The sequence below is a fragment of the Bacillus sp. SSR7 genome (assembly GCF_055902415.1).
Genome location: NZ_JBVVXV010000001.1, coordinates 74686 through 99067, shown reverse-complemented (window position 1 = coordinate 99067; position 24382 = coordinate 74686). Strand labels below are relative to the sequence as shown.

Sequence of the window (24382 nt, the reverse complement as noted above, 5' to 3'; positions counted from 1 at the left end):
CCTTTTCTTCCTTTCATATACGTTCTCTTTTTAACTACCTATTTGTTACACGAACACTAGCTTTTCGAAAGCCATCATAAATGTTTAATGCAGCAGATAAAACGTAAATGAGAATACCCCCACCAATTAGCCACTTTTTAAGTTCTTCCGGAGAAATAGTGAACACATTTGCCACAAACGTAATAAATCCATCGGTAAATATGTGTGGATTTACTACAATTATAATGAATACTATCGTTCCAGCTATTTGGAGAATAGTATTCCCGATTGCCAATCTTTTCGTCCATTGTCCCTGTACTAACTTATAAAGAGATATCGCTATTTCAAAAACAATTATCATCACAACGATTGGCCAATACTGAAGTAACACATCTTGATTAAACGTTGGTGCGACAAACTTCAATCCACTTCCCGTACCACTGTATACGCCAACGAGATGATTCGCATAAAAATAAAGTGTAGCCCATATTGCCGTCCACATTAACCCTCCAAAAACTTCAAACTTGGAGATTGCTTTTTTCTTCGGAATATGCGAAATGTTTTTCAAATCATCTGGCGTCCACTTTTTTAAATTTGTCGTCAACGGCTCGGTATCTTTGTTTTTATCCGTTCTTTCTAAAATAGCAAATACGAGTGTTAACCAGAAAAATACATGGAGGGCTACTTCAAAAATTTCTCCAATGCCTTTACCTATTACTTGTAAAATAACATTTAATACTGCTTGATCACCAGTATAACTTAAAAAATTTTCTGCAACCATTGCAATGAGGGCGATAACGGCTGCAATTGGAATGATCATTTTTAATAATGTCGTATATACATCAAAATAACGCGGTCCAATTAAATGCATCGGTCTATCCAAATATCCATTAGCTAATGAAACCGGACTCCCCAATTTTTCAAGAACTCTTTTTTCATCATCTTCATTATAATCATCAGGCAACATATCCTCAATTGTTGACCGTAGCTCAAGAATAATATCTTCACGATTTTTTTCAGGTAATCTCTTCGCTACTTCCTCGACATAAATATTAATCAAATTCATTCTTGTCCTCCTCCTTTAATAAGTTATAAAGTTCTTTCGAATCCTTTATCCATTCCTTTCTCAACTGCTGGAATATCTCTAATCCGTATTCAGTTAAAACATAATATTTACGAGGTCTACTCTCTGTTTTATCCCAACTACTCGTCACTAGCTCTTGCTTTTCTAACCGGCGAAGTAGTGGATATAAAGTACTTTGATCGATTACGATTCCTGATTTCTCTAATAATTGGACAAGTGAATATCCATACTGCGGCGTTCTTAATTGGCTTAAAACTGCTAATGTTAATGTACCTCTTCTTAGCTCAGTAATTAATGAATTTAATAAAGTATCCATGTATTCACCTCATTTCCATTACTATATGTCATACAGTATATGTTTTATACTATGTATCGTACAGTATTATCGTGACAAAAACAATAATTATTTACCAAAAAATAGATAATAAAAAGCACAAACTATACGATTTGTGCTTTTCTAACTAAATTATTAGTTTATACCATTCTTATTTTTGTACCTATGGTAAGGTAAACTCTCCGTTTTCTTTAGGTAATGTAACAACATCTATAATCGCATCAACATTAATTACTCCATATACGTGCGGATATTCTTGACCATTAGAAGCAGGTTCATATTTTGTTTCTGCTTTTACAAGGGCTGGATTAATTGTAAGTAATAAAACATCTTCTTCATGAACGAAATGTTTTTGAGCAACGTTTAAAGCTTGTTCTAAAGATGAACAGTGTATAAACCCCTCTTCTTTTAGTGAAACTTCATTAATCTCTCCATTTATCTTTGCGATTTCCCAATTTCTCTTTGTTATTACTTTTGTAATCATAGTTATTCTCTCCCCGTACCTGTATATAGAAAAACAAGAGGTCCTTCTTTTTGTTACTAGAAAAGCCTCTTGCGTTTCATTTTTATTTTAATCCGTTAATTAAAGACGATGCTTCTCCGCTATGGAAAATCCATAAATCATGAAGTGACCTTGTACATCCGACATACAATAACTTTGCATCGTGTTTTGTATTTTTGTAATGTTCTTCATCAACATCAATTAGTAGAACAGCGTCAAATTCTAGCCCTTTCGCCAAGTATACAGGTACTACTGAAATACCACCTTCATATTTACTTTGACCTGCTTCAATGACGTTTACAGCTACTCCTGCCTTTGTTAATTTCTCATATATATCGCGACATTCATCATCTGTTCTTCCTATTACCGCAATTGTTTTCACATCATCATTTTGTAAATGTTTTAACGTCTTCATAATCTCATTTAACTGATCTTCTGCTTGGATTACTTTGACCTCTTCACCACTACGAAAAACTGGTGTCGCAAGCCCTACTGGAATCTCGGCATTTTTAATTATTTCGTTCGCAAATTCAATAATTTCTTTTGTAGAACGATAGCTTCTCGTCAGTTCATAATAGCCTGTTTCTTGGAATACTTCCTTAAAAGCACTCCAATCGTCAATCCCTTGGTAATCATAAATCGCTTGAGATAAATCACCTAATATAGTGAAAGAATTACCTAGTGTAATTTCTTTTAATACATACACTTGGAATGGTGAGAAATCTTGCGCTTCATCAATAACGACGTGATGAAACTTTTGTCCAATTTCAATACCTGTGATGCGGTGATGTATGTATATTAAAGCTGGTAAATCTTCTACATACACTTCTTTTTTACGACAACTCTTTTCAGTTTCTTTCACAAGTTCTTCAGGTAATACTTCGAGTATTTCTTTACTTTTCAATATTGAACTATATATTGAAAGTGAGCTCATTTTCGGCCAAAACTTCATATAACTGTTCAATCTCTTTGTCGCTTCTTTTTTTAATAATTTCTTCTCGTTTGTTTCTCCATACTTTTTCAGTTCAATTTCAATCCAGCGTTTCATACGGCCAACTAAACGTTCTCTTCTTTTCTTTAATGGATAATGTTTATACTCAACTTGCATCCATTTTTTTATATCTTCCACTGGAATAACAGCGTTATCCCATGCCTCAAAATTACTTGTTGGTACTAGTTCTTTTTCAAATTGAACCATTTGCTCTTCAATAAAGGACTTAAATTCTAGCGTACCTTTCAATTTGCCAAGCATAACCTTTCTTTCATCACGATTAATAGAAAATGCTTCTTTCAATTTTTCATCTGTCTGCTTTAGTTTCACCGAATCATCTAACGTACGTAATGCCCAGTCCGGAAATGTTGTTTGACTAATATTCCCGACACCTAATTCAGGAAGCACACTCGAAATATAATCTAAAAACAAACTATTCGGAGCGAATACAATCATTCTTTCAGCTTCTAGCTGCTCACGATATTCATAAATTAAAAAAGCAAGGCGATGTAAAGCGATCGTTGTCTTTCCGCTCCCTGCAACGCCTTGAATTAATAATGGCAAGTTTCTTTCTGCACGAATAATATCATTTTGCTCCGATTGTATCGTCGAAACAATATCCTTTAGTTTATTATCTTTATTCTCACCTAATCGATATAGAAGAAAATCATCGGCATGCGAGACATCTTCATTTCCTTTTACATATGTATCAACAACACGTTCTAATTCTCTTTTTCGAATAGAGATATTTCGCTTTAAATAAACATCACCTTCTACTAATCCATCCGGTGATTGATAAAACGCTAATTCTTCACCGCCGGTAAATGAATAAAACATACTTGCGACAGGTGCCCGCCAATCAATTACAATTGGTTTCATCGTATCTTTATGTGAAACACCTACTTTACCGATATAAATCGGCATAACGTCTTCCTTTCCATCCTCCTGAAAATCTAATCTTCCAAAGTATGGCTCTTGTACACCGATACGTAAGTTTTGCCTATTAGATTCTCTCATACTTTCAAGAATTTGTTCTTTAAAATCATCTCCATAATAAACTGGAATTTTTTCAAGCTGTTCTAATTGATCATCCATCGTACGTAATGTATCTTTCATTTTTTGTAACTCTTCTTCAAAAATGTTGTTCATTTGATGATTCCCTCCTGTCCGTTCTAAATTTTCAGTCGAAATACAATTGTATTAAAAATCTTTTTATAAAGTCAAGGGTTTTAGTTAGAATTTTTCGAACAAAAAAGAGTAGAGATTAATCCCTACTCTTTTCTATTTTAATTCGATACGCCAAACATTCGTTTAAAGTTGCTAATTCTTTATATTTTCGCTTTTCAAAGTCATATGCTCCTCCTGGAAAGAATCCTACAATACTTAGACCAGCTTCAGCACATAGATTACTAATCTCATCTACCGTATAACAACGTAAAGACTGTGTAACTATATCATTTGGATTATTAGGATGCCACCAATGATCTAACATTCTTTCATTTATGCTATCATATTCATATTTTCGCATAGCTGAACTTAAGGGCATTTCTTGTCCACTTACCTTTTTCCAATACAATGGTTGATAAATATCAATAAGTGCACATCCATCATCCTTCATCCAATTTTTAATCCGTTTTAATAGAATCAATTGTTCATCATCTGTTCCTACACCAAACCCATCTAAATAACTAACAACATCAAACTTTTCTTCGAAATTAATTTTATAAAAATCAGCGCAATGAATAGCAATATCATTAGTAGAATGCTCTTTTGCAAACATAACTAACTCTGGTACAAGCTCAACAGTAGTCATCTTTACACGTAACTTAGACATCGCCCTTGCAAAACCGCCATTTCCTGCTCCCAGTTCTAACATCGACTGAAATGGATGTCCAATTTGCTCTTTAACTTCTTTCGCAAGCTGCTCTAACCAGCTTTCTGTATTTATATCGTAATTCGACAATTCAAATTGTTTTTGGTAAAATTCCCTCACATCTAATTCTTTCATTATTCTCCTCCTGCAATAAGTTTTCCCGTTGTAGGTGACCGACTAATTTTCTGACACCTACGAAAAAACATATTTTATTTCCCCATATTTACAATTTATCAAAATAATAAGAATTTTGGAAGTAGTAAAACGAAAAGCAGATAATAGGAAATCCCATTATCTGCTCTACGGCTGCTCTTATTGTCCTTTTTGATATTCTACCCAATCACCAGAAATGATAACTTTCTTCAGCATCTCTTTGTCTTGAGCAACATACACAAATGCACGTATTTCGCTATCACCTAAATATATTGTTTCGGTGATTCGGTCATATAAATCACTCTCTGCATTACCTGTGTATTCTTCCAATTCATCTAATTTTTGCAGAACATCATCATTTACTTCATAAACTTCTCCATATACCTTATCTTTATTTGAACAAATCATCGCTGGATACCCTTCGTTTGTATCAAATAATTTCCCATACGTCCATGCTTCGTCTGCAATGCATATTGCACCTTGCATATAATGAGCATTCGCTTGCTCTTTTCTTAACGTGCCATACACAAAAACGTGATGCATAAATCCCTATCCCCTTTACATGTCACTACTTTCTAATTTGTAAATAAGCACGAATCATAAAGTAACTCACTTCATTCGGAAGTTGTTCCTTAATCGATTTCAGACCACCATCAGCATTTTGCACAGCAGTTTCAATCAGTTGTTCGTATTCTGCAGGAACAAAACTGTTCCAGTCTACTTCCATTCCATCTTCAAAACAACGAATTAAATGATTTTCAATCGTTTGTCTTGATAATCCACGTTCTTTCGCAATTTCATCTAGATTAATACCTTGTTTATACATTTCATACGTTTCCAAATGAGAATTTGCTGAAGCTTTCCCTGACTTCTTCCGCTCTGACACCACTTCTGTTTTAATAGTTTCAGCATAGTTTGGGTTTGCATCAATAAAGTGCTGAACTGCTTGTAAGAAATGCGAACCATACTTCACAAGTTTATGTTCACCAATCCCTTTCACAGTTAAAAGTTCAGAGTCACTTTGCGGCATTTTTGCGCACATATCTTTCAACGTTTGGTCAGAGAAAATAACGAATGGCGGTACACCTTCTCCTTGCGCAATTTCTTTACGTACTTCACGAAGTACTTCAAATAAAGGATGATCTTGAACGATTTGTCTTGTCTCTACTCGTTCTTTACGTAATACATTCTCATTACCTAGTAACACTTCTTTCCCTTTTTCCGTTACTTTTAATGTCGGATAAGTACCATGTTCAACTGCAATTAGCTCGTCTGAAATTAAAAACTCAATAAATTCACTCACTTCTTTTACACTACGATTTGATAAAAGTCCGTAAGTTGGCAAAGTATGAAAATTAAATTCAATGACTTTCTTATTTTTAGATCCAGTTAGTACTTGTGCAATCATTTGTTTACCAAATCGTTGGTTCGTCCTAATCATACAAGATAAAACCATTTGCGATTCTCTCGTCACATCGATACTTTCTCGGTCGTCTGTACAATTACCGCAGCGGCCACAATCTTCTTTCGGTTCTTCTCCAAAGTATTGTAAAATAAATGATTGTAAACATTGTTCTGTATGACAGTAGTCAGTCATATTTTGCAGTTTTTCAAGTTCATTTGAAAAACGAGACTCTCCGGTCGATTGATCAATCAAAAAGCGCTGTACTTGCACATCTTGAGAAGAATACAGCAATATACATGCACTATCTAATCCGTCACGGCCAGCACGTCCTGCTTCTTGATAATAACTTTCCATATTTTTTGGCAGTTGATAATGAATAACATAACGAATATTCGATTTATCAATCCCCATCCCAAACGCAGATGTAGCTACCATTACACTCACTTCATCACGTAAAAAGAGTTCTTGCTGCTCATTTCGATCGTTATCACTCATACCGGCATGGTATTTTGAAACAGAAACTCCCGCTTTCATTAAATCCTCATACAACTGATCAACTACTTTTCTAGTAGCTGCATATATAATCCCAGACTCTTTTTGATTTTGACGAATATAATCCGCTAAATATGCATTACGATCTTGTCCTTTAATAACAGAAAATGATAAGTTCTCGCGCTCAAACGTTGTCATAATCGTGTTTTCTTGATTAATTCCAAGCGTGTTGCAAATATCATCACGAACTTGTGGTGTTGCCGTAGCAGTTAATGCTAATACGAGTGGCTTTTCTGGAAGATAATCTAATATACGGTGTATATGTAAATAGCTCGGACGGAAATCATGTCCCCACTGCGAAATACAGTGCGCCTCATCAATAGCAATCATCGGGATTTTCATATCGATAAGTTGGTCAACAAACTCCATTGAATCAAGTCGCTCTGGCGCTACATAAAGTAACTTATAATGGCCCTGTTTCGCTAATTGAATTCGTTGATTCGCTTCTGTAATCGAAATAGAACTATTAATGTATGTAGCTGAAATACCATTTTGTACTAATGTATCTACTTGGTCTTTCATAAGTGATATTAAAGGCGATATAACTAACGTTGTTCCTTCAAATACTAATGCGGGAATTTGATAACAAATTGACTTACCACCACCTGTAGGCATAATACAAACTGTATCTTTCCCATCTAATACATTTTTAATTGTTTCATCTTGTCCTCTTCGGAATGACGAATAACCGAAATAAGACGCTAAAAGTTCTTGTGCTTTTGTAAACAAAAAAGAGTCACCTGCTTTACTTTATCTTTCATCTACTCCTATTATATCATCTCTTATGCGTCATGAAAGTGATGAATACACGACTAATTTCCTGCTTTTTCATTATTTTATGCTTCTTTACGTTTTAGAGATTGATTAACAACTATAACGAATTTCAAAATAAATACACATTTTATTGATTCTCCTTGAATACTACTAATCTTATACATATGAATTCAGGAGGTTACTTTATGAAGCATCGTAATATTAGTTCCATCAAACCGAAAACCGTATCGAACCAACTCCAATTCTCAAATAATGACGCATGGAAATATGAATCATATTATAAGTATCAACCATTATTTTCTTATAGAAAGCTTTTTCATTTTCTTTCTCACCTTTTTAAACCTTAATACACGTGCGAAATAGATCGTTCATAATAATTTTCTCAATATGAACCTTATAGACTTAATACAATACAGTTGTTAACATATAAAATATTCTGTTGGATAAATCCCTTAAGTTGACCTGCTTAATTGTGCAGGTCTTTTTTAATTTATATATATTTCAGTACACTTTTAGATGTGATTGTAAATCTTTTCTCCATTTTATAACCATACTCCACTCACAACAAATGATGATAATAGCAAGAAGTAAAATATAAGTTCTTAACATTTAATAAAGTAAATCTTTTTTTCTCAATACACAAAACGAATTTCACTTGTTACTATTAAAGTACTCCAGATGAGTTTTTGCTCATCGACATTATCTAGTTAAAGGGATCTGCCGCGGGAAGCAGATCCCTTTGACTTTATTAAAGATACACTTTCATTTGGACACATTTACCAGGTTTTTTTAAGCGAATTTTATGATAATATTACGTAGTCGAGTCCGACATCTCGGCAATACCCTTTTGATGCTCTGCAACTTCCCTTGCAGAGCATCTTTTACTTTATATTCGTTTTATCTATATATCAAAATTAAAACACTCATTTTTTAAAATAAGCGAGGACACGTAACTAAATATAAATTCCCATCATACTTTGAGTTATACATGTTCAAAGGAGTGTTACCGTTTATGTATCCTTATTGGCAATCGTATTACTCCCCCTATCATAACCCTTATGTACACTTTGATACATCTGTACGTAATTACCGAATTAGTAAAAACGAGAATTTTTTAAAAGGTTATATGCGTTCCTTATGGGAACAACACGTTGCTTGGACGAGATTAGCTATTATAAGTATTGTTTTCAATTTACCTGACGTAAACATTACAGTTGGGCGGCTTCTTCAAAATGCAACACATATGGGACTGTCACTTGAACCATTCTATGGTGAGGATGCAGTGAAAAAATATAGTGCACTAATTAAAGACCACTTAGTAATTGCAGCGGATCTTGTTAAAGCAGCAAAAGCTGGTGATCAAAATTCAGCTACTGCTATAGAGAAAAAATGGTACGCTAACGGAGATGAAATTGTTGCGTTTCTTACTAGCATTAACCCATATATTGATAAAGAAGCATTTAGAAAAATGTTTTATGAACATTTAGCACTAACTAAGGCAGAAGCACTGGCATTCCTAAATAAAGATTATGAAGCAGGCGTAAAACTGTATGATAAAATTGAAAAAGAAGCTTTAGAAATGGCCGACATGATAACAAACGCAATCGTAAAGCAATTCCCGCAAGTATTTCAATAACAATAAGCCGATTTGAAAACAAAATCGGCTTATTGAACTTTCTATCAATGATATTTCACCTGTCCTCTTTACATTTAACGTATATCGATATATTTTATTAATATCCGTTTTTTATAGGAGGAAACAGTTTGATTAACGCCATTGGTCTCGTATTTATACTCACAAATAAACATGAGAAAAAGAAGAAAGTTTATCTAAATGAAAAATTCGCATTAATAGACATTATTGATTCTAAGGAAGTAATTGATGATGAAGGAAACTCACTAGTAGAACTAACATGTAAATACAGTATATATTTAGATGAAAAATATTACTGTAAATCTCTTGATGATTATACTGGACAAGTCTTTCCTTTCTTAAGTGCTAAAATAGGAAAAGGAATTCTCAGAAACTTAAATTATTATTTTTCTTACGTTGATGTATACGATAAAAAACCACCAGTTAAAGAAATAAGACCGCTTATGAAACAAGTAACTAACAGATAGCAAAAAATACAAAAAAAGAAAGCATCTAACTTTGAACTGCACCTCCAACTGTTAGACACAGTCTAACAATTGGAGGTGCAGTTTTTCTATGGCTAAAATAACCTTGTCTAACTTTTAGGGGCACTTCACATGACGGCCTTTTATTTAGCAAACTATTCTGTTGTATAAAAATATTTGAGTCCCTTAGCATCTAACCACGCTGTCGCTCGATCTAATTCATTCCCTTGGCGATATGCTGTTTCAAATCTAACTAATCCTTGTTTATCTCCATATGAGATAATACGAGATTCATACCCAAGAGCATCCATCATTCCTAACATTTCTACTACTAACGATGTACCAAATTCATACGTAACAACTTTACTAAATTTATTCACTATAATTCCAACTCCTTCTTGTTTTGTCGATTGTTCAACAGTTTGATTAGTAAACCAAACTAACGGTTTATTTCCCATTAACTTATTTAAATCACATTTTCCTATGCCGGCTACATTCCCTGTTTCTGTGTATTGCCAAATATCACATGGGTAGGATGGTTTGTTACCACCATAACGAGGAATCCATACAAAATCACAATTGACATTTGCCATTCCAAATGGAGCATACATATGATGAGCGATGTATAAACCGACTTTCTTAGCTCCTAATCTTCGTAATTCATCAATAAAGGCTTGTGTACCTGCCCTCATATCGTTCATTGTTTTTACTTCTACATCAGCTACCCAAACTGTCGCATTTTTATCACCACGGTTCCAAAAGTCTCTCGCCTCTATCCGTGCATCCTCTACTGAAACGAAACGACAGAACGCATAATTACCAAACGGAATATTTCTTACTTTCATTGCTTGTACATAATTTTCATATAAAGGATCTACATAATTTGAACCATCTTGCACACGTGCAATTACAAAATCTAATTGTGGAGCCGCGATATCCCAATTAATGTTGCCATTCCATTTCGAAATATCTACAATGTAACCCATTATTTAACATCACCTTTTTCGTTATTATATTCAAATCTTGTTTTTTTGCTAGTATCATCTAATAAATAGTATGAGAGGTATTGTATTATTTAGTAATCATTTAAAATTCGGCTTATGTATTGAGAAAATACAATATTATTACGGGTTTAATAAGTAAAGACTTACAAAGCTCTAAACTATAATCAGTAGGAGGCTACAAACAGTGCAATTCCCAGCTAATTGCTTAGCTTCATCCGAATTTTGAAGTATGAATTTTACTGCCCATTAAAGCGGGATACACAAAACCACCTTTCTGACAGGTGGTTTTGTGTACTACTTTACATATACATTATTCATATTTATAGTTACATAATTAGTAATTACTTAATATACTTGTTAACTAAAAATAAGACAATTTTTAGTTTTTAATCAAACTAATTTTCGTTTTATCTCAAGTACTCATAGTACCATTTACGTGCATCTAACCAAGCTGTAAATTTATCGATATTTCCGGACGGATAGCCATTCGTTATAGCATAACCAATGCCATCTTTCTGAACGACAATTTGTCCATCAATACCCGCATCAACCATCGCCTGAGCCAAAGCTTGTAAATTGCTAAATGCTACACCACCAGTTTTTACTTTGAGCATGTCCGTTGCACCTCCTCCAGTTTGTCCTGTAAGAGCAAATACAATAGAATTAGCGATTTTATCAACATTCCATTTTGCCATGTCAGATTCATTATCAATAAATCCTAATTCAATAAGAATAGCCGGTGCCTTCGTTCCATTTAATACTGCTAAATCTGTACGTTGTTTTGCACCTCGATCACGCCATCCAATATCTTTTGCTAGTTGAGCTGATATTTTAGCCGCCAAATCTTTCTGATCATAATACAAAACCTCAACACCCTGTCCATTTCCATCACTTGCATTAAGATGAAAAGAAATAACTAAATCCACAGCATGGGAATTGCTATTCCGAATGATATTATTTAAATTCTGCGATTGAGTTGTCCCTACCTCATCCGTATCGTCATAAACCGTGTGTCCTAGGGATCTTAACTTAGTCGCCACAGCATCTTTAACTTGCCTATCTAGAACGTGTTCTTTCCGATTCCCAAAATTAGCCCCTTGAACAATACTATTGTGCCCTCCGTGCAAACTATATCTGGCCATTATTTATCAACATCTCCTTTCTTAATATCATATTCAAAACTTGTCTTATTGCTATTCCCTCTTATAATCTTAACTGTCCCCATACATCCTACATTTTCTAAAGGTGAAGGCAAATCGTTTTCAATATAAAGTTCAACTAATAATCAGTGGGGGTTTTGTTCATCCCCCACTGATTATTAGTTGAACCAATCGGGCTTTTACAGGCAATTGATCTCCCACCTAACTTCTTTGCTTCCGCTGAATTTTGAGGTGGGGGTCTTACTGCCCGCAAATAGCGGAATGAAAAGTGATGTCACTTCACAAATCTGATGCTTCGTTCTCTAAATTGCATTAACTTGAATGATGACACGAACAAAAAGCATCACCTTTTTGGCGATGCTTAAAAACTCTATTTTACGTTTTAGCTCCCTAAATAAAATTTAAGATCATGGTGACTGAAACTATACTTATATTTCCTCCTCTTCCTTCACTGCCCCTTTCAACCTCTGCAACATATACCCAATCCCTTTACATCCTGCTAACGGATACGTTATGATTTCTTCTGGATATAATTGTGTCACTACTTTCTTATGCTTCTTCCCTGCAAGTAAAACAATTTCATCAAACTGAAGCAAGTCTTTTTCTATCAATTGTTGTTTTAATTGTTCCATACTAATAATTTCATCGCTCTTTGAATTAAAGGCAAGATCATAGTTTTCTAGTACAATATCACTCGGCCTTAAAAATCCATGCTTCGCCGATAATATAACCCAATTCTCGAAAAACAGAGTTGCATACGCCTGACACGCTTTTCCGAACGGGCTAATATATACATCTCTTGCCTCCATAGGCCCGTAATCCGGATACTTATCCCAAATTTTCTTCTTTCCGCATGGAATTATGCATAACCTTTTCATCTTTATTTCTTACCTCATTTCTAACTTTTTACATATAAAAATAGAGAATTCTCTACCTCTTCATACTCAGCTTCTATATCTCCAATCCCCACTACGTTCCAACCATTATTTGTTTCTATCGGTTTTTCATTCATTATAATATGAATTTGTGTCATATTTTTAAAATCTTCTTCAAAAGATGCTAAAACAGGCTGATTTAGCATATATGTTTTATAATGTATACTTACATTTAAAAATGTTTTATGTAATGCTTTATTTCCGTTTAACTTTACATTCATTGGATTAAACGAATTTAATTTTATATCCCCTACTATATACAGATCATACCCTTCTTCACCATAAAATTGCTTAATATCCTCGTCTCTTTCATTTTGAACAAAATGAAGGATTTGCTTCGTTTCTTTACTTATTGCAATTTCATTATTTAAACTTAAAACAACATTTATATTTTGTTTTAAAAAGGTATATAACGATTTATCACTATTAAAGAAGCTCATTTACCATTCAGGAAGGATTTCGTCTAATATTAAACATAAAAGCATTCCTGAGCTATAGCAGCTCTTTCTAATGTTACAATTAGCATCATATGCATCTAAAATGAATCCGCTATATTTTCGTAATGTTTCGCTTGGATTATTTTTACATACTGCAATGTAAGCATTCATTTCAACATACCAAGCAGGCCCCTCTATGCTTTCAACCATACATTCATATGCTATAAACTCTTCTTTCATAAAACTAGCTCTTTGCTCCCTTAGTTCAATAAATTGTTTAATATAATTATTTTTCTCAGCTTGTGTTTTACAATGAACAGCATCATATAAACAAATTCGTTCTCTATTTCGTAATTCTATATTTTCTTCTGTTATTGGATATTGAAATCCTAAAGACTCATTTGGAAATCTACTTTCTTTATGCAAATATTGATAGCAATGAAAAAGTTCATGCACCACAATCGCAAGTAAACTTGCATAATCTTTATATCTATTCATATTTACGATGGCAGTTGGATAATCTTTGAATAGAATACAAGTATCACCTTTAAATTGTTCATCCCACTTTAAAACTCTATACTCATCATTATCTTTCAAAAATAGAGGATGATGAAATACATACACATGTTCATCATCCTATAATGCAAATGCAGCCCTCTTAAAACCAGGCCATAGCCCATTTAATAAATCCAAATCTACATCTTGCTTTATTCGATTTAGTATATTGTTCATAATATATAACACCCCTATATCATTCTACATACACCTATTCTATTCCACTTAAAAACAACCCTTTTATTTACATAAATATTAGAAAAACATATATGTTATCTCAAACTATAATGTATTATGTAAATGTACATGTGATGATTTTATGAAAAGGAGGTGAACAAATGAAAAATATAACCCCTGCACTAGTACTCTATATTATTGTTTGCATAATCGCTATGCTTGCTCCAGCGTCTGAAGGCTATAATCATGTGGGCTGGAAATTGTTTGTTGGGCAAGCGTATGCCCTACCTATTTTCCTAATTACAGCTATTATTACATTTTATATAAACAAGAAAAAATCTACGAATAAACAGTTATAAGGATAGCGAATGCTATCCTTATTTTAATTCGCTAATCAGTTCTAAAATAACGATTGCAGTACTTTCAATCCTTTCTTCCGAAAAATCAAACGTAACACCTGTCTTTTCATATATTTCTTGTATAGGTAGGTTCCAATCTGCACTCGCTCCCTCTTTAAAGAAAGTAATCGCTTCTTCTGGATCCTCTCGATATGTTTGAAACAATTGCATTGCTCCTATTTGTGCAATTGCGTATTCAATTTTATAAAAAGGAAACTGAACAAAGTGAAATGTCTCTAACCAACTCGAACCAATTTCCTCCTCTAATCCTGCAATGTCAACTGATGAATATTGATACCTTTTGCATAGTTCTGCGTATTTTTTATCTCGCTCTTTAGATGTATGGTTTGGATTTGTATAGATCCAATGCTGGAATACATCTCCTGCAACTGACGATATTAATAAAGACAAAGTACGATATAATTGTACTCGCTGCACTTCTTTATATTCATCTTCTTGCTTGTAAAAGATATTAAGCTTATCCATTACTAGTAACTCAAGGCTGAGAGAATACAGCTCAGCCACCTCTTCACGAAGATATTTTTCTTGCATGCTACTTTCATTATTAAATTGTTTATAAAAATGAAATGCATGCCCCAATTCGTGTATCAGTGCATGAATTGCATAAAAAGATGGACTAAAATTAGAATACACAAAAACCTCTTTACTATGAGGCAAGGTAAAACAAGCAGCTCCTGGTGCTTTATTTTCACGTTCTTCTACGTCAATAAATCCAGCTTTCCTTATATGAATAAATTTCTCATAAAAATATAAATCAGTCTTCCGAAACATTTCTTCCACCCCATCCAATAAATCAATGACATTTTGGAATGGGACTTTTGGTAAATTACATGGAGAAAGATCCCAAGGGCGATACGTTTTTACACCGAGATTCTTTTTAGAAATACTTCCTAACTGTTTCCAAATTGGTACAACATACTTTTCTATAGATTCATGGAGCTTATAGCAATCTTCAATACTGTAATCTCTGTTTTTTTGTTTAAAAGCATATTCACTATAATTATGAAACCCTGCATATAAAGCTATCTCATTCCGCAATTGAATGAGTTCATTCATAATACAATCTATTTCCATTTTCACTGCATTTCTTGCTTTACATAAAGCGTACCAAGCTTTTTCACGAATAGCTCTATTGGGATTATCTAGCTTTGCTTTAACGTATGCATACGTCTTTTGCTCGCCTTCCCAATTAATAGATATGTTTGACATTATTTCTCTATATTTCGTAATAAGCTCTTGCTCTTTAATAGAAAGAGCAATGTTCTTTTCATTAAACATTTTACTTTTTACTACTCTTACTTTTTTCATAAATCCATATTTCTGCTCATCTAATAAATTAGAAAATGGACACTCTCTAAATTTCTGGTCAAATTTTGCATTGTACCTTTTTAAAAGTGGTTGAATTGTATTTTGATTATTCATATGTAAATTACGTTTATTTCTGTCATTTGTATCTCTATACGTGGCGATTAAACTAGTTGTTATTTTCTCTTCTACTTCAGCGTTTACACACAATTCTTCCAAAAGCCAACGCTCTAACTCTGAAACAGAAGTAATATTTCGATCTAAAAGTGACTGTAATTTACTTTCTAAATTATTAAGCATACACAATCCTCCTATTTTGAATTTTCTGTTTTTTTGTAGATGAAAAAGGACAAGTAGCCAATCTGACTACTTGTCCTTTTTGTTAAACCATACCCAATTATATTAAGCTTGGAATGCTTCTGTTAATACTGGTACGATTTGTTTTTTACGCGATACAACACCTTTTAAAGTAGCAGTGTTGTTTTCTAGAGATACGTTGTATGCTTTCTCAACAACGTTTGCTGCTTTACCGATTGCAAGACCGACAGAATCGTTAGTTAAGATATCAGTTACAACGAATAAGAATAGGTCTAAACCTTTTTCTTCTACTACTGCAGAGATAACTTTTTCAAGTTCTGCTTGGTGTACAAGAACGTCGTTTGTATCAACAGCGTTTACTTGTGCGATTTCAACTTTCGCATTACCCATTTGGAATTCTTTAGCGTCAAGAGAGATTAATTGCTCCATCGTTTTTCCGCTTAAGTCAGCGCCAGCTTTTAACATTTCTAAGCCGTAGTTATCAGCATCTACACCAGCGATTTCCGCTAATTCACGAGCTGCTGCTACGTCTTGCTCTGTGCAAGTTGGAGATTTGAATAGTAAAGAATCTGAAATGATTGCAGATAACATTAAACCTGCAACTTCTTTACGAATTGTAATGCCGTTTTCTTTGTACATTTTGTTTAAAATTGTAGCTGTACAACCAACTGGCTCACAACGGTAGTAAATAGGATCGCTTGTTTCAAAATTAGCAATACGGTGATGGTCAATAACTTCTAATACACGAACAGATTCGATATCGTTAGCACTTTGTTGACGCTCGTTATGGTCAACTAAAATAACGTTGTCCACTTCGTTTGCTACTGTCTCAACAAAACGCGGTCCTGCTACTTTAAAATAGTCTAACGCAAATTGAGTTTCACCGCTGATTTCGCCTAAACGTACAGGCTCAGCATTCATTCCTAATTCTTTTTTCAATTCTGCATAAGCAATTGCAGAACAAATTGCATCTGTATCTGGGTTTTTATGCCCGAAAACTAGTACTTTTTCCATGTTTTCCACCTCTTCATGAAAAGGATATCTTAAAGAAGCAAATATGACAATATTTAAAGCATAATTTTTTATAAATAATTGCACTTTCTTCTATATTTTTCATCGTTTTTCGTAAAAAAGATCATCTAAAATGAATTAGATGATCGAAATGTATACTTTATTTAAAATAAAGTAGGAACTTGCGCTACATGATTTAGCACGTTATTTGGTGCTAAACCGTTATTTACAAGGTTAACATCTATAACTTGATAAAATGCATTTCCAGTATCTGCGATTTCCCACACAGCTAAAATAAGGTGATATCCATTTCTATCAGTAGGTACATTTGCTTCATGTGTTACGGAAGTTCCAGGTCTAGCTCCTCCATCATTTTTTACATAGAAAGGCACTAAATCTAAATCAGACCTCGTTAAAGGCTTATTTGGATTCCAATCTTTCTTCGTAATATAATATTTCCACTCTTTCGTACTATGTGGAGCCGTTAGTTTCCACTTGAATGTATTCGTCCCACCGTTTAACGTAACTTTCTTCCACCTATCTACAGTCTGTACATCTAAAGCAGGGAAATGGCCAGCTCCTGCAATTTGACCATCCGAAGGTCCTAATTGCGGGAATCCACCTATTCCTTCTACACTTTGCGGCTCATATTGAATCGGGCCGCAATTTACATTTACCCCTTGCTTACATAAATAAGAACGGCTCGCTGGTGATTCTACATATCCATGTGCTGAAGCTTTTTCTGAAAAACCGAAAGTTAACAATCCTGTAAGTAATATCCCACCACTTAATATAACTTTCTTCACCTTCTGTAAACCTTTCGTTTTCATCTCGTCATCCCCTTTCCCATAATAAAGCGAAAATAACTATAGTTGCCTAGTCATCTTCTCTACATCCATTATAAGTCGAGGAACATTACGAAAAGAACCCTCTAAAAACTTTCTCAAATTCAATTAGTACATTAAACAAATCCAAATAGCACAGCTACATAAATATAGCGGTGTTATTTGAATTTGAGCATAATAGCTATAAAATTTTATAATAAATAACTGTGGCATCTAAACCACCACTCGGAGAAATTGCGTATTCTGGTATTTTTCCAACTTCTTGATACTCTAATGATTTATACAATCTATTGGAAGGATCTCCTTCTCTCGTATCTAGCACTATAAGGGACCTATTTTCTTGCTTTGCTCGCTCCTCTGCTTTTTGCATAAGTAAACGTCCAATACCATTACGTCTAAAGTTTGGATGCGTCATTAACTTACAAATTTCAGCTCTATGAATCCCATTGGGCTTTGTAACTAAATGTAATTGAACACTCCCTGCTACTTCATTATTTATTTTAGCAATATACAAGATCACTTCTGGTGCTAAGACGTTTTCCCAATACATCGCCGATTCTTTTTGTTCCAGTGGTGGTAAAAAACCAATTGACGCCCCATCATCTACAACCGTTTTCAAAAGTTTAGAAAGCTCCTCAACACCATCTTTTATTTGCTTAATCTCTTCAATTACTACATTTTGCATTACTAATCCCCCTTTTATTTCATTGTACCAAGTTTTAAGGAAGGAAAAACGAATTAATAAGATGAAATTATTTAAAGTACAATTTTTTAGAGAAAGGATACTTATATGAAGTATATATTAGATAGGACATATGCAAGAGAATTACTCGAGTGGGCATATGAACAAAACCCAGGTCCGTGGTTCGAACATTCATGTAATGTTGCCCTTGCAACTGAAAAGATAGTTGTAGAACTTATTCATAATGGGTATGACCTAAATGCTGACATAGCATATAATGCTGCCCTCCTGCATGATATAGGAAGGTATAAAGGTTTTACTAAATCTGTTATTCATTCCTATGATGGTTATATGTATATGAATGATTTAGGGTATAAAGGAAACGCGATTATTTGCGTTACACATTCATTCCCGTGTAAAAATGAGCATTTAGATATAGCAGCGGAGTGGTCCATTGTTCCTGATTATATGAAAAGACGATTAATTGAAATATTAAATGAAAATAGTGACTACGACTTATACAATAAGGTCATTACCCTTTGTGACGCACTTGCTGATGCGGATGGCTTTACTACTCTTGAAAAAAGATTGATTTCAGTTGGTTTACGACATGGAACAACCTCTCATTCTTCTTTACATTGGAAAGGTTTCTATACAATTAAGAATGAATTAGAATCTTTAATCGGTAAGAGCATTTACAGAGTTCTTCCTGACGTAGAAAAATCGATTTATAAAAACATGGAATGTTAAATTACATATAACTTAAAAAACGATAAAATCTGTATGCGTACTTCTAAAAACTCATTGAAAAGTGGAGGGATTAATCATTAGCAAAATAGGGTTTGAATTAATAAATCAAGAGGATCACTTTGATCTTGGATATGAAGATATCAAGGCGATATGTAAGAGATGTAAATTTTCTAACTGCTCCCACACAAATGAACCACACTGTGCAATTAAAAAAGCTATTTCCGATGGCATTATTACAGAAGACATGATGAATAGTTATTATAGAGATAAGAATGAATTCGAATATGTATGTAAACAAAAGAACAAAACAAAAGCTATTGATTACATGAAACAATTGAAACTTTTTCGGAAAACTTAAAACTAAATAAATAGTTGTTATTCCTCATTCCCACTAAATTTAAAATTCTTACTTTAATACATCACATACAAGGTAATTTTCATACTCAAATTTAATCTCACGTAAAAGAACGTTTTAAACATAAAGTTTAAAACGTTCTTTTTATATTCAATGATTTTGATTTTTCAGTTCTGTTAAACATTCCTGTACTAAAGTTACCGCTTGACTCATTGCAGCTCCGCCAGCAAATGCTGCTGATACACCACATGCTTCCAAAATCTCTTTATCTGAACACCCTTGATCAAGACAACCTTTTGTATGATAAATCGTACAATATTCATCTTGCGTTGCTAGACTAATTCCTAATGCGATAAGTTGTTTTTCTCTTTTTGTTAAAGCACCCTCTTGAAAACAAGCTTGCGTGAATGCATTATATGTCTCAGCAATTTCAGGAATTTGGTTTGTAAAACTACCGATTCCTTCTTTATAATGATGTAGAACGTCATTTACCGAACTATAATGTTGTTCGTATTCCATCTTATTATTACCTCCATTCAAATTATCTGTATCTATTGTAGTATGTGATGAAAATAAGGCAATATACCCTGATAAATAGAATGAATATTCAGTTTATTTGAGCTACAATTTCAGACTATCATCCACTACTGATTGTTCCTTATAGTTTTTCCTTTCAATCTCTTTACTTCTCTCTTCCCAAAAAACTAATTCTTCAATCCCTACATTTTTAGGATCAAATACGGGATCTTTTCCTTCTTTTTTCTGCGCTTCATAATCTTTTAACACTTTTAATGCAATTTTACTTAATAGTAAAATCGCGATTAAATTTAACCATGCCATACTACCAATTCCTAAATCTCCAAGATTCCATAAAAGTGACGCTGATTCTACGCTACCGATGTAAACCATAATTAAAAATCCAATTTTTAAAACTGGTTTTAACCAGCTATATTTAACCTCACGATCTAAATAAGTAAGTGTCGTTTCAGCGATATAGTAGTAAGCAAGTAAAGTTGTAAATGCGAAGAAGAAAATTGCGATTGAAATGAATAATGGACCAAATCCCGTCATAACAGTTTCAACTGCTTGTTGTGTATAGATTGGACCTGCATCAACATTCCCTATATTCTTTACAATAGCACCTTTTCCTTCAGGTATAACATTATACATACCTGTTATTAAAATCATAAGAGCTGTCGCTGTACAAACAACAATTGTATCGATATATACAGAAAACGCTTGAACTAACCCTTGTTTTGCAGGATGGGATACTTCAGCCGCAGCGGAACTATACGTCGCTTCTCCAACGCCAGCAACATTTGAAAATACAGCCCGCTTCACGCCCCATGTAATTGCTGCACCAACGATTCCACCAAACATTTCATTTACACCAAAAGCACTAGAGAAAATTAAAGCAAACATACTTGGAATTTCCGTTACATTCGCAATTAATACGATACATGTAACAATTACATAGCCAATTGCCATAAATGGAACAAGCATTTGCGAAACGCCAGCAATTCTCTTTACGCCGCCAAAAATGATTGCTGCTAATAATATGACTAACAATATACCAGTTATATATTTGCTAATACCGTTAGAGTTTTCGAATCCAACTGCGATACTACTTGATTGAATACCTGGTAATAAAACGCCATATGAAAGTGTTACAACGACTGCGACAATGACTGCAAACCATTTCATTTTTAAGCCTTTTTCGATGAAATATGGTGTACCACCGCGATATTCATTTCCGACTTTACTTTTATATACTTGAGATAATGTTGATTCAACAAATGCACTCGCTGCTCCTAATAGTGCCATTACCCACATCCAAAATACAGCTCCAGGTCCACCAAAAGCGATAGCTGTCGCAACGCCTGCAATATTACCTATTCCAACCCTACCAGATAACGCTAAACAAAATGCTTGAAAGGATGAAATTCCCGTCTCAGAGCTCTTCCCTTCAAATAATAGTTTAATCATTTCTTTAAAATAACGAATTTGTAGAAAACGAGTTGCAATTGTAAAATACACACCTGCTCCTAATGCGAAAATAACTAATCCAATACTCCATACTTGCCCTACTAACCACTCTACTAATTGCTCCATCCAAATCCCCCTTATCATTCTTTTGAAAACTATTTTATATATAAGAAAACGGACAACTATTATGAAATCTTCCAGTTGTCCGCCTATCTCATTATTTCATTCCTCTATTTATTAACAGTTAGATTCTCTATTACTTTATATTTACCCAAACACTTTTCACTTCTGTGTAATTATCAAGCGCATATGAACCTAACTCACGACCGATTCCAGATTGTTTAAACCCACCAAATGGTGCAGCTGCATTTTCTAAGTTATAATCATTAATCCATACTGTTCCTGCCTTTAATTTATTGGCAACTTGATGTCCGGTTTTAATATTTTGTGTCCATACACCTGCAGCGAGTCCGTATGACGAGCGATTTGCTCTTTCGATTACCTCTTCTGTTGAATCAAATGGAAGTACAACGACAACTGGTCCAAAAATTTCTTCTTTCACAATTGTCATATCATCAGTAACATTTGTGAATACCGTTGGCTGTACAAAATAACCTTTTTCAAATGCACGTTCACCACCAACAGCAACAGTCGCGCCTTCAGCTTTTCCTTGTTCAATGTAATGTAGTACACGCTCTTGTTGCTTTTTAGATACGAGTGGACCCATTTCCGTTTCCTTCTCCATACCTGCTCCAAGTTTGACGTTATTCGCCATTTTCACAAGTTCAGTTACGACTGTTTCGTAATGTTTTCGGTGAACGAACACGCGAGAACCGGCACTACAATTTTGGCCGTGATTATACATAATGCCTTGGAATGCGCCGTTAATCGCTTCTTCTAAATCAGCGTCTTCTAAAATGATATTTGGTGATTTACCACCAAGTTCTAACGTTACATGTTTAATTGTTTCTGCAGATTGACGCATAATATATTTCCCTGTAACAGTTGAACCTGTGAAAGCTACCTTATCAATATCATGATGGTTTACGATTGCAGCTCCCGCTTCAGGGCCGAAACCTGGCACAAAGTTTACGACACCGTTTGGAAAACCGGCTTCTTTAAAGAGTTTCGCTGTATATAATAACGATAAAGGCGTTTGTTCTGCTGGTTTTAATACGATTGTACAACCTGTTGCTAATGCTGCTCCCATTTTCCAAGAAGACATAACGAGCGGAAAATTCCAAGGGATAATTTGACCTACAACCCCAACAGGTTCATGGCGTGTGTAATTTAAGTAATCTTTCGAAATTGGAATTGTTTGCCCAATAATTTTTGTAGCCCATCCAGCATAATAACGATAATTTTCTACAGTCGCTGCAATATCATCATCCAGTGCTACTTGATATGGTTTCCCATTATCTAAAGCTTCTAACTGTGCTAATTCTTCCCCATGCTCTTCAATTAAGTCTGCTAATTTATAAATAAGATGTGCTCTTTCAGCAGTAGTCATTTCTGCCCAAGGTCCTGATTCAAATGCAGCTCTTGCTGCTTTTACTGCAACATCAATATCCTCTTCTTGCGCTTCGCATACGACAGCTAGAACATCTTCTGTTGCTGGATTGTATGTCTCAAATGTCTTCCCGCTAATGGAAGGTACAAATTCACCATTAATAAACATTTTAATTTCTTCATTTAAAAACGCTTTCACTTTTGGTCTCAGCTCAATGTTTGTCGTTAACATATATGATCTCCTCCTTTTTTAAACAGCTGCTTGAGCAGCAATTTTTGAAATAATCATTTGAAGCTTTTGATCTTCTTCTTCAGTTAATCCGAGTCTTGGATAACGAGAAGGTCCCCCTGCTTGCCCGTGTAATTCCATTGAGCGTTTCACGATTTGTACATATTTTCCTGACCCTTCAAGAAACTCACAAAGAGGTAAAATCGCATCGTTTATTTCCCAAGCTTTTTCTAATTCACCATTTTGGAAATGCTCATACATTTTTGTAACAAGTCCCGGTATGATATTACCTGCTACTGAAACCCAGCCCGTCGCACCAACTAAATAAGATTCCATAACTAAATCTTCAGATCCACAGAATACTTGAAAAGCACCTTCGCCTTGTCTTACTAAATCTCTTGCTTTTCGAATATCTCCGCTAGATTCTTTAATATGTGTAACATTTTCACATTCTTTTCCAATACGTAGCATGAGCTCCGTACTCATATCAACACCAGATGTAAACGGGTTATTGTATAACATAATTGGTATATTTACAGCGTTTGAGATTTCTTTAAAGTGAAAATAAATTTCCTCTTCCTTCGGTTTACAATAGTATGAGTTAATAATTAATGCACAGTCCGCTCCGTACGCTTCCGCATGTTTCGTATATTCAATCGTTTCTTTCGTCGTTTCTGCTGCAGTCCCAACAATAACCGGAATACGGCCATCAACTTCTTTTAATACTGTTTCTACCATTTTAAACCGTTCTTCTTTTGATAAACTAACAAACTCTCCTGTACTTCCATTAATAATAATGCCAGCTACTTTTTGATTAATAAAATAATTTACGTTTTGCTTTACACCGTTCCAATTAATTTCTTGAAACTCATCCATCGGTGTGATTAATACTGGAAATGCCCCTTTAATATTTTTCATATTTATCTCTCCCTTTACTATT

The 24382-nt window shown here is 34.2% G+C and carries 24 protein-coding genes and 1 pseudogene; 6 read left to right on the top strand and 19 right to left on the bottom strand.

Going from position 1 to position 24382, the window contains the following annotated elements:
• Positions 1-34 precede the first annotated feature (34 nt).
• From AC0NJG_RS00570 to recQ, 7 genes are all read right to left on the bottom strand, one after another.
• Positions 35-1045, bottom strand: a complete 1011-nt coding sequence (locus tag AC0NJG_RS00570; RefSeq protein WP_087997250.1) for an HAAS signaling domain-containing protein — start codon at positions 1043-1045, stop codon at positions 35-37.
• Positions 1032-1379, bottom strand: coding sequence for a PadR family transcriptional regulator (locus tag AC0NJG_RS00565; RefSeq protein ID WP_087953458.1), 348 nt, complete (start codon positions 1377-1379; stop codon positions 1032-1034). Before AC0NJG_RS00565 ends, AC0NJG_RS00570 begins: the two co-directional genes overlap by 14 nt.
• Positions 1380-1560: 181 nt before the next feature.
• Positions 1561-1881, bottom strand: a complete 321-nt coding sequence (locus tag AC0NJG_RS00560) for a DUF952 domain-containing protein (RefSeq protein ID WP_140168764.1) — start codon at positions 1879-1881, stop codon at positions 1561-1563.
• Positions 1882-1963: 82 nt separating this feature from the next.
• On the bottom strand, positions 1964-4039 hold the full coding sequence (locus tag AC0NJG_RS00555; protein ID WP_087953456.1) for a HelD family protein: 2076 nt from the start codon (positions 4037-4039) through the stop codon (positions 1964-1966).
• 115 nt (positions 4040-4154) lie between these two features.
• Complete coding sequence (locus AC0NJG_RS00550; protein WP_087953455.1) at positions 4155-4898, bottom strand: class I SAM-dependent methyltransferase; 744 nt, start codon at positions 4896-4898, stop codon at positions 4155-4157.
• 177 nt (positions 4899-5075) lie between these two features.
• Positions 5076-5459 carry a gamma-glutamylcyclotransferase family protein gene (locus tag AC0NJG_RS00545; RefSeq protein ID WP_087953454.1) on the bottom strand — a complete coding sequence of 128 codons (384 nt, stop codon included), beginning with the start codon at positions 5457-5459 and terminating at the stop codon, positions 5076-5078.
• Between the two features lie 25 nt (positions 5460-5484).
• Entirely contained in the window at positions 5485-7602 is a 2118-nt protein-coding gene (gene recQ / locus AC0NJG_RS00540) for a DNA helicase RecQ (RefSeq protein ID WP_087953453.1), read from the bottom strand.
• Positions 7603-7832: 230 nt separating this feature from the next.
• On the opposite strand from recQ, the gene AC0NJG_RS00535 reads away from it, so the two are divergent.
• The 3 genes from AC0NJG_RS00535 (at position 7833) to AC0NJG_RS00525 (ending at position 9768) form a co-directional block, all read left to right on the top strand.
• A complete protein-coding gene (locus tag AC0NJG_RS00535) occupies positions 7833-7994 on the top strand; it encodes a hypothetical protein (protein WP_173601600.1) in 162 nt (53 codons plus the stop codon).
• A gap of 665 nt (positions 7995-8659) precedes the next feature.
• Positions 8660-9283 (top strand): acetylglutamate kinase, encoded by a 624-nt coding sequence (locus AC0NJG_RS00530; protein WP_140168763.1) that lies wholly within the window; start codon positions 8660-8662, stop codon positions 9281-9283.
• 128 nt (positions 9284-9411) lie between these two features.
• Positions 9412-9768, top strand: coding sequence for a hypothetical protein (locus AC0NJG_RS00525; RefSeq protein WP_000606237.1), 357 nt, complete (start codon positions 9412-9414; stop codon positions 9766-9768).
• Positions 9769-9920: 152 nt separating this feature from the next.
• Here the strand turns inward: AC0NJG_RS00525 and AC0NJG_RS00520 are convergent, their stop codons facing one another.
• From AC0NJG_RS00520 to AC0NJG_RS00505, 4 genes and pseudogenes are all read right to left on the bottom strand, one after another.
• Positions 9921-10751 carry a GH25 family lysozyme gene (locus AC0NJG_RS00520; RefSeq protein ID WP_087953450.1) on the bottom strand — a complete coding sequence of 277 codons (831 nt, stop codon included), beginning with the start codon at positions 10749-10751 and terminating at the stop codon, positions 9921-9923.
• Between the two features lie 425 nt (positions 10752-11176).
• Complete coding sequence (locus AC0NJG_RS00515; RefSeq protein ID WP_087953449.1) at positions 11177-11911, bottom strand: N-acetylmuramoyl-L-alanine amidase; 735 nt, start codon at positions 11909-11911, stop codon at positions 11177-11179.
• Between the two features lie 446 nt (positions 11912-12357).
• Complete coding sequence (locus AC0NJG_RS00510) at positions 12358-12807, bottom strand: DUF6884 domain-containing protein (protein ID WP_087953448.1); 450 nt, start codon at positions 12805-12807, stop codon at positions 12358-12360.
• 20 nt (positions 12808-12827) lie between these two features.
• Positions 12828-14033 (bottom strand): annotated as a pseudogene (locus AC0NJG_RS00505) (peptide ABC transporter permease).
• A gap of 161 nt (positions 14034-14194) precedes the next feature.
• Here AC0NJG_RS00505 and AC0NJG_RS00500 point away from each other — a divergent pair.
• Positions 14195-14392 (top strand): DUF4017 family protein, encoded by a 198-nt coding sequence (locus tag AC0NJG_RS00500; protein WP_087953447.1) that lies wholly within the window; start codon positions 14195-14197, stop codon positions 14390-14392.
• Positions 14393-14410: 18 nt separating this feature from the next.
• On the opposite strand, the gene AC0NJG_RS00495 is transcribed toward AC0NJG_RS00500, so the two are convergent.
• The 4 genes from AC0NJG_RS00495 to AC0NJG_RS00480 all read right to left on the bottom strand — a co-directional run bounded on the left by AC0NJG_RS00495 (position 14411) and on the right by AC0NJG_RS00480 (position 18616).
• Complete coding sequence (locus AC0NJG_RS00495; protein WP_474062748.1) at positions 14411-16057, bottom strand: M3 family oligoendopeptidase; 1647 nt, start codon at positions 16055-16057, stop codon at positions 14411-14413.
• A gap of 102 nt (positions 16058-16159) precedes the next feature.
• Positions 16160-17089: a manganese-dependent inorganic pyrophosphatase gene (gene ppaC / locus AC0NJG_RS00490; protein WP_087953445.1), complete on the bottom strand. Its 930-nt coding sequence runs from the start codon at positions 17087-17089 to the stop codon at positions 16160-16162.
• Positions 17090-17250: 161 nt separating this feature from the next.
• Positions 17251-17916 carry a lytic polysaccharide monooxygenase gene (locus AC0NJG_RS00485; RefSeq protein ID WP_087953444.1) on the bottom strand — a complete coding sequence of 222 codons (666 nt, stop codon included), beginning with the start codon at positions 17914-17916 and terminating at the stop codon, positions 17251-17253.
• A 196-nt stretch (positions 17917-18112) separates the two neighbouring features.
• The gene (locus tag AC0NJG_RS00480) at positions 18113-18616 is read right to left on the bottom strand and encodes a GNAT family N-acetyltransferase (RefSeq protein WP_087953443.1); all 504 of its coding nucleotides are present in this window, start codon (positions 18614-18616) and stop codon (positions 18113-18115) included.
• A gap of 105 nt (positions 18617-18721) precedes the next feature.
• Between AC0NJG_RS00480 and AC0NJG_RS00475 the strand changes: the two genes are divergently transcribed.
• Positions 18722-19363 carry an HD domain-containing protein gene (locus AC0NJG_RS00475; RefSeq protein ID WP_087953442.1) on the top strand — a complete coding sequence of 214 codons (642 nt, stop codon included), beginning with the start codon at positions 18722-18724 and terminating at the stop codon, positions 19361-19363.
• Between the two features lie 61 nt (positions 19364-19424).
• Positions 19425-19721 (top strand): P-loop NTPase family protein, encoded by a 297-nt coding sequence (locus AC0NJG_RS00470; protein ID WP_087953441.1) that lies wholly within the window; start codon positions 19425-19427, stop codon positions 19719-19721.
• A 147-nt stretch (positions 19722-19868) separates the two neighbouring features.
• Here the strand turns inward: AC0NJG_RS00470 and AC0NJG_RS00465 are convergent, their stop codons facing one another.
• The 4 genes from AC0NJG_RS00465 to dapA form a co-directional block, all read right to left on the bottom strand.
• Positions 19869-20237 (bottom strand): carboxymuconolactone decarboxylase family protein, encoded by a 369-nt coding sequence (locus tag AC0NJG_RS00465; RefSeq protein WP_429681030.1) that lies wholly within the window; start codon positions 20235-20237, stop codon positions 19869-19871.
• 102 nt (positions 20238-20339) lie between these two features.
• Positions 20340-21830: an alanine/glycine:cation symporter family protein gene (locus tag AC0NJG_RS00460; protein ID WP_474062747.1), complete on the bottom strand. Its 1491-nt coding sequence runs from the start codon at positions 21828-21830 to the stop codon at positions 20340-20342.
• Between the two features lie 130 nt (positions 21831-21960).
• Positions 21961-23445 carry an aldehyde dehydrogenase family protein gene (locus tag AC0NJG_RS00455; protein ID WP_088328245.1) on the bottom strand — a complete coding sequence of 495 codons (1485 nt, stop codon included), beginning with the start codon at positions 23443-23445 and terminating at the stop codon, positions 21961-21963.
• 18 nt (positions 23446-23463) lie between these two features.
• Positions 23464-24360, bottom strand: a complete 897-nt coding sequence (gene dapA, locus AC0NJG_RS00450) for a 4-hydroxy-tetrahydrodipicolinate synthase (RefSeq protein ID WP_061182933.1) — start codon at positions 24358-24360, stop codon at positions 23464-23466.
• Positions 24361-24382 lie beyond the last annotated feature (22 nt).

What these genes read in the sequence shown, in the direction of transcription:
- AC0NJG_RS00570 (WP_087997250.1), bottom strand. Translation starts at nt 1,045, where the DNA reads ATGAATTTGATTAATATTTATGTCGAGGAAGTAGCGAAGAGATTACCT.
- AC0NJG_RS00565 (WP_087953458.1), bottom strand. Translation starts at nt 1,379, where the DNA reads ATGGATACTTTATTAAATTCATTAATTACTGAGCTAAGAAGAGGTACA.
- AC0NJG_RS00560 (WP_140168764.1), bottom strand. Translation starts at nt 1,881, where the DNA reads ATGATTACAAAAGTAATAACAAAGAGAAATTGGGAAATCGCAAAGATA.
- AC0NJG_RS00555 (WP_087953456.1), bottom strand. Translation starts at nt 4,039, where the DNA reads ATGAACAACATTTTTGAAGAAGAGTTACAAAAAATGAAAGATACATTA.
- AC0NJG_RS00550 (WP_087953455.1), bottom strand. Translation starts at nt 4,898, where the DNA reads ATGAAAGAATTAGATGTGAGGGAATTTTACCAAAAACAATTTGAATTG.
- AC0NJG_RS00545 (WP_087953454.1), bottom strand. Translation starts at nt 5,459, where the DNA reads ATGCATCACGTTTTTGTGTATGGCACGTTAAGAAAAGAGCAAGCGAAT.
- AC0NJG_RS00535 (WP_173601600.1), top strand. Translation starts at nt 7,833, where the DNA reads ATGAAGCATCGTAATATTAGTTCCATCAAACCGAAAACCGTATCGAAC.
- AC0NJG_RS00530 (WP_140168763.1), top strand. Translation starts at nt 8,660, where the DNA reads ATGTATCCTTATTGGCAATCGTATTACTCCCCCTATCATAACCCTTAT.
- AC0NJG_RS00520 (WP_087953450.1), bottom strand. Translation starts at nt 10,751, where the DNA reads ATGGGTTACATTGTAGATATTTCGAAATGGAATGGCAACATTAATTGG.
- AC0NJG_RS00515 (WP_087953449.1), bottom strand. Translation starts at nt 11,911, where the DNA reads ATGGCCAGATATAGTTTGCACGGAGGGCACAATAGTATTGTTCAAGGG.
- AC0NJG_RS00510 (WP_087953448.1), bottom strand. Translation starts at nt 12,807, where the DNA reads ATGAAAAGGTTATGCATAATTCCATGCGGAAAGAAGAAAATTTGGGAT.
- AC0NJG_RS00500 (WP_087953447.1), top strand. Translation starts at nt 14,195, where the DNA reads ATGAAAAATATAACCCCTGCACTAGTACTCTATATTATTGTTTGCATA.
- AC0NJG_RS00495 (WP_474062748.1), bottom strand. Translation starts at nt 16,057, where the DNA reads ATGCTTAATAATTTAGAAAGTAAATTACAGTCACTTTTAGATCGAAAT.
- ppaC (WP_087953445.1), bottom strand. Translation starts at nt 17,089, where the DNA reads ATGGAAAAAGTACTAGTTTTCGGGCATAAAAACCCAGATACAGATGCA.
- AC0NJG_RS00485 (WP_087953444.1), bottom strand. Translation starts at nt 17,916, where the DNA reads ATGAAAACGAAAGGTTTACAGAAGGTGAAGAAAGTTATATTAAGTGGT.
- AC0NJG_RS00480 (WP_087953443.1), bottom strand. Translation starts at nt 18,616, where the DNA reads ATGCAAAATGTAGTAATTGAAGAGATTAAGCAAATAAAAGATGGTGTT.
- AC0NJG_RS00475 (WP_087953442.1), top strand. Translation starts at nt 18,722, where the DNA reads ATGAAGTATATATTAGATAGGACATATGCAAGAGAATTACTCGAGTGG.
- AC0NJG_RS00465 (WP_429681030.1), bottom strand. Translation starts at nt 20,237, where the DNA reads ATGGAATACGAACAACATTATAGTTCGGTAAATGACGTTCTACATCAT.
- AC0NJG_RS00460 (WP_474062747.1), bottom strand. Translation starts at nt 21,830, where the DNA reads ATGGAGCAATTAGTAGAGTGGTTAGTAGGGCAAGTATGGAGTATTGGA.
- AC0NJG_RS00455 (WP_088328245.1), bottom strand. Translation starts at nt 23,445, where the DNA reads ATGTTAACGACAAACATTGAGCTGAGACCAAAAGTGAAAGCGTTTTTA.
- dapA (WP_061182933.1), bottom strand. Translation starts at nt 24,360, where the DNA reads ATGAAAAATATTAAAGGGGCATTTCCAGTATTAATCACACCGATGGAT.